The organism is Tabrizicola sp., from assembly GCF_031377265.1.
In the GTDB taxonomy this organism is placed as follows: Bacteria; Pseudomonadota; Alphaproteobacteria; order Rhodobacterales; family Rhodobacteraceae; genus JAUYQR01.
Window position 1 is genome coordinate 1 of the sequence record NZ_JANMET010000220.1, and the last position, 4,968, is coordinate 4,968.

Here is a 4,968-nt window from a genome sequence, read left to right on the forward strand (position 1 = left end):
GACACGGATTGGTAGGTGCTGACCACCACCCGCTTGATCCGCGCGCGGTCATGCAAAGGCTTCAGCACCACCACCATCTGCGCGGTCGAACAGTTCGGGTTGGCGATGATGTTCTTGTTCTTGTAGCCCATGATCGCATCGGCGTTCACTTCCGGCACGATCAACGGCACTTGCGAATCGTAGCGGTAAAGCGACGAGTTATCGATCACGATGCAACCGGCCGCGGCGGCGCGGGGCGCGTAGATCTTCGTCGCGTCCGACCCGATGGCAAACAGCGCGATGTCCCAGCCGGTGAAATCGAAAGTCTCAAGGTCGCGGGTCTTGACGGTCTTGTCGCCAAAGCTGATTTCAGTGCCCAGGGATTTGCGGCTTGCCAGTGCGGCAATCTCGTCCACGGGAAACTCGCGCTCGGCGAGGATGTTCAGCATTTCGCGGCCCACGTTACCCGTGGCACCCGCGACGACGACCTTGTAGCCCATCGGGGTTCTCCTTTACCTGGCCCCCGGTGTGGGGACGGGGCCTGTTACCGCATGGGCGGGGCGGGGGAAAGGGGGGGCAGTCAGTCGGTACGGTCTTGTGACAAGAGGTACACGGCCACGCCTACAGCGGTCGTAACGGCAAAGAACAGGAACACCGCCTCGAACGGGGCCTCGGGCGGTGTCTTCGGCGCAGAGCCATGCAGCCGCCCGGTGACGAACTGCGCAATGCCGATGGGTGCAATGCCAAAGAGGTTAAGCAGGGTGACGCCACGCCCCATCAGGTGCGGCGGGAAAAAGGCGCGCCCGTGGGCGATGACCATGGGAAAGCTCGCGCCAAAAAAACCCGCTGCCACAAGCAGGGCGGTGGCCGTCAGCGGCGGTGCGGCGGCAAAGGCCCACAGGCCGAACAGGCACAGCACGGTCAGCGCATTGCCGCCAAAGATCACCCATTTGCGGCTGCCCAGCAGCCGGTCAAGCGGGCCGTAGGCAAAGTTGCCTGCCACCATCGCAATGCCGATCCACAGGCCCACCTGGCCCACGGCAAGCGCATCATAGCCGTGCACATCCGCAAAATACGGGCCAACCCACAGCCCGCGCAACCCGGCGATGGGCATATAGCACACCGTCATCATCGCAAGGATCGGCCAGATGGCGGGCATCTTCAGCAAGTCCAGAACCGAGCCCTGACGACCGCTCCCCGACCGCTCCGGGTCGCGCACGAGGGCGGCAATGGCCACTGCGGTCAGGGCGGTGATCACGGCAAGGGCGGCAACCGTTGGCCGCCAGCCAAACGCCTCAACCGCCGCAGACAGCGGCAGCGACGAGGCGATGTTGCCAAGCGACCCGATGCCGATGGTCATCCCGGCAAGGGTGCCAAAGGCGGCGGGGGCAAAACTGCGGGCAAAGATGAAATAGCTGGCCATCAGCACTGGCGAACACCCCACGCCGATCAGCGCCATCGCGATCTTCAATTCTGACGCCGTGGTCGCCACTGCGAACAGCACGGCTCCTGCAGCCCCAACCGCCATCAACCCGCTGGCGGTGCGGCGCGGGCCGAAACGGTCAAGCGCCGCGCCAATGGGCAGTTGCATCGCGGCAAAGGCAAGGAACCACCACCCGGAGGCCGAGGCCAGATCGGCGGCAGTCACGGCAAGGTCAACCTTCAGCACCGGGGCCAGAACTGCAAGGAATGCCCGGTAGAACTGGCTAAGCACATAGGCGAGGATCAGGGCTGCAAGTCCGGCGTACATCTGAGGCTTTCGGATTGAGGTCAGTCCGCTACGTGTAAGGGCTTGGCAACCGAAGGGCCAGACGCGCAAACACCGGGAAAGACCGCACTTGCCCGACCGCACCGTCTTCGGTCAGATGCGGATGACAACCCGCAAGGAGGCCACGCAAGATGTTTGACCTGACCCTTCCGCTGACGGCGCTTCTGTGTCTGCTGACCTTGCCCGTTGCCGCCAACGACGGATTTGGCGGTCTGGCGGCCACCGGCCTGACCTTTTCGCAAACCGACGCCGTGGCGATGGAGGAAGAAGACCTGTTCATCGGCATCGACCGCATCGCCGTGGCTTACGTGTTTCGCAACCTGACCGATACCGACGTGACCGGCGAGGTGATCTTTCCGCTGCCGCCCGTCTCGGTGGGCGGGCTGATGGAATCCGATTGGAACCTGCCCGAGGACCCCGACCGCGACAACCTCGTCAACTTCAAAGCGGTTGTCGATGGCGCGGAGGTGCCCGTCGCTGTCGACCGGATCGCGGTGATCGCACCGCCTTGGGAAGAAGGCCGCGCCTTGGCCGAGCAATACGACACACCGGGCCGGGACGTGACGGCGGATCTCGCAAAGCTGGGAATTCCGCTGTCGCTGAACGGCGCAAAGATCGAGGAGGCGCTGAAGGGGCTGGATGATGCGGGCCGGGCCGAGGCCACCAAGCTGGGGTTGGCGGAATTCTACGACGATGGCGCGGGTGGGGCATATGCCTATCCCACCTGGTCAATCGTAGTTCGCTATCATTGGACGCAGACCTTTCCCGCCGGGAAGGTGGTGAAGATCAGCCATGAGTACGAAAACCGCTCGTCCGGTGGTCTGTTCGGGTGGAGCGACCCGCCAGAGGACTACATGCTGTCAGAGGCCGCCCGGTATTGCGTTGATGCGGGCACGTCGAAGGCGATGGCAAAGGCGCTGGCGGTCAGGGGTGATGACGGCGTCGAATACTCAATGGGGATGTCCTGGAACATCGCCTATGTGCTTCGAACGGCAAACAGCTGGGCCGGGCCAATCGGCAAGTTTCGTCTGACCGTTGACAAGGGCAAGCCCACCAACATCGTGTCGCTTTGCGCCGACGGCATCAAGAAGACCGGGCCGACGACCTTCGTGATGGAAAAGACCAACTACGTGCCCGAGCGGGATCTGGAAATTCTGGTGGTCGGGCCGATGAAAAACTGATCTTCGGCCCCGATTCGCGGTGCATGGTTAATGCGGCAACTATCCAGCGCGCGTGTAGACGGAATGAAGACGTAAGGAAGATGCAAAGAAGACGCCGGGAAGATCAGGAAAATCCACTGGAGTCAGGGTATTAACTCAGCGAGCGCTTAGGCCGCAGCTGTCCGCAGTGGCCGCTCCCTGATCGGCAAATGCACGATCGCCGAAAACGCACCCACTCCAACGCCGATCCACCAGACCAGAGTATAGCCTCCGCTCAAGTCATACATCTTGCCACCAAGCCAGACGCCCAGAAAGCTGCCGATCTGATGGCTGAGGAACACGAAGCCATAAAGCGTGCCCATGTATCTCACCCCGTAAATCTGTGCGACCAACCCGCTGGTCAGCGGCACGGTGGCCAACCACATGGCCCCCATCGCGGCGGAATAGATCAGCACGCTAGCCGGCGTCATCGGCAGCAGAATGAAGATGGCCGAGGCCAGCGTCCGCCCGGTATATATGGCAGCCAGCAGGTATTTCTTGGGGAAATGCCCACCCAGCCATCCAGCCAGTACCGACCCGAAGATATTGGCAATGCCGATCACCGCAATAGCCGCCGCCCCCAGCGCGGACGTCGTGGTAATACCCACGCCCGCAAGCATTCCGGCCGGATCAATCGGGCCGCAAACCTCGGTGATGAAGGCCGGAAAATGCGCCGTGATAAAGCCAAGCTGATAGCCGCACGAGAAAAATCCAAGGAAGATCAGCGTGTAAGACGGGTCACGAAAGGCGCGGGACACGACGGTCAGCAGGGCCTCTTCCGGTTCAGTCGATGCTTTCGATTTGTCAGGGGCGCGCAGGAACGGCAGCGCCAGCAGTGCCGACAGGATGACGCCCGCAAAAATCAGGAACACCGTCTGCCAGCTGTAGCTTTGCATCAGGAACTCTGCTGCCGGTGGTCCGATGGCCTGACCCGCAGACCCGATGGCCGACCCGATGCCCAGCGTCAGGCTGCGCCGTTCCGGACTGGCGACGCGGCCAATCAACGGCAGGATGATGCCAAACCCGGTTCCCGCAATGCCAAAGCCCACCAGGATCGCCAGCGCCTGATGTTGCCCAGGCGTAATGGCATAGGCTGACAGCACCAGCCCCAGCGCATAAAGGATCGCGCCGATTGTAATGGTCTTGCGATCCCCAAAGCGTTCGCCAAAGGCCGAGAATACGGGCTGGCCAATCCCCCAAGCGAGGTTCTGAATCGCGATTGCCAGCGAGAAGTCCGACCGGAGCCAGCCGAACTCGGCCGCCACCGGGATCTGAAAGACACCAAAACTGGCCCGGATCGCGAAAGACAACATCAGAATAATGCAGCCCGCAATCAGCACCGGGGTGAAAAGGGTGGTCTTGGCCATGCTGCACTCCGGCAATTTGGTGCGGACGGTGCGTCCATGGCGCTGCGGCGTCAAACAGAGTATTGTACCGGTTACAGGCGACTGCGCGGCGCCGGAGCGTCCATCGCATGGGCAATGCGTGACTGAAGTGCCGCAAAACCTCTGGTTTTCGGGATTTTAACTCAGTCGCCTTGCATGCGACCTGTTGTCAAGATGGAGGGTCGGCTATGCGCCCCGTGCAAGTGACAGGAGGTCGTCATGCAGGAATGGTGGCGCGGTTCGGTGACCTATCAGGTCTATCCCCGGTCGTTTCAAGACGACAGCGGCGATGGGATTGGCGATTTGCCGGGCATCACACGGCGCTTGCAACATCTGGCCGATCTGGGTGTCGATGCGGTCTGGCTATCGCCGTTCTTCCGCTCGCCGATGGCCGACATGGGGTATGACGTGTCGGACTATACCGACGTTGACCCGGTGTTCGGAACGCTTGCCGATTTCGACGCGCTTCTGGCGCGGGCGCATGATCTGGGCTTGAAGGTGGTGATCGATCAGGTGCTTAGCCATTCGTCCGACAAGCACCCGTACTTTGCCGAAAGCCGCGCCTCTCGCACCAACCCGAAGGCCGACTGGTACGTCTGGGCCGATCCGCGCCATGACGGCAGCCCGCCCAACAACT

The 4,968-nt window shown here is 62.1% G+C and carries 5 protein-coding genes; 2 read left to right on the forward strand and 3 right to left on the reverse strand.

Annotated elements, in window-relative coordinates; all coding sequences use genetic code 11:
* Together RMO18_RS13080 and RMO18_RS13085 are read right to left on the reverse strand one after the other, a co-directional pair.
* Positions 1-479 (reverse strand): aspartate-semialdehyde dehydrogenase (locus tag RMO18_RS13080; RefSeq protein WP_309666445.1); only part of this gene is annotated, 479 nt, incomplete at its 3' end.
* Positions 480-559: 80 nt separating this feature from the next.
* A complete protein-coding gene (locus RMO18_RS13085; RefSeq protein ID WP_309666447.1) occupies positions 560-1,729 on the reverse strand; it encodes an MFS transporter in 1,170 nt (389 codons plus the stop codon).
* Between the two features lie 149 nt (positions 1,730-1,878).
* Between RMO18_RS13085 and RMO18_RS13090 the strand changes: the two genes are divergently transcribed.
* On the forward strand, positions 1,879-2,928 hold the full coding sequence (locus RMO18_RS13090; protein ID WP_309666448.1) for a DUF4424 family protein: 1,050 nt from the start codon (positions 1,879-1,881) through the stop codon (positions 2,926-2,928).
* Positions 2,929-3,074: 146 nt separating this feature from the next.
* On the opposite strand, the gene RMO18_RS13095 is transcribed toward RMO18_RS13090, so the two are convergent.
* Positions 3,075-4,313, reverse strand: a complete 1,239-nt coding sequence (locus RMO18_RS13095; protein WP_309666449.1) for an MFS transporter — start codon at positions 4,311-4,313, stop codon at positions 3,075-3,077.
* A gap of 237 nt (positions 4,314-4,550) precedes the next feature.
* Between RMO18_RS13095 and RMO18_RS13100 the strand changes: the two genes are divergently transcribed.
* On the forward strand, positions 4,551-4,968 hold a 418-nt coding region (locus RMO18_RS13100; RefSeq protein ID WP_309666450.1), incomplete at its 3' end, for an alpha-amylase family glycosyl hydrolase.

What these genes read in the sequence shown, in the direction of transcription:
- RMO18_RS13090 (WP_309666448.1), top strand. Translation starts at nt 1,879, where the DNA reads ATGTTTGACCTGACCCTTCCGCTGACGGCGCTTCTGTGTCTGCTGACC.
- RMO18_RS13085 (WP_309666447.1), bottom strand. Translation starts at nt 1,729, where the DNA reads ATGTACGCCGGACTTGCAGCCCTGATCCTCGCCTATGTGCTTAGCCAG.
- RMO18_RS13095 (WP_309666449.1), bottom strand. Translation starts at nt 4,313, where the DNA reads ATGGCCAAGACCACCCTTTTCACCCCGGTGCTGATTGCGGGCTGCATT.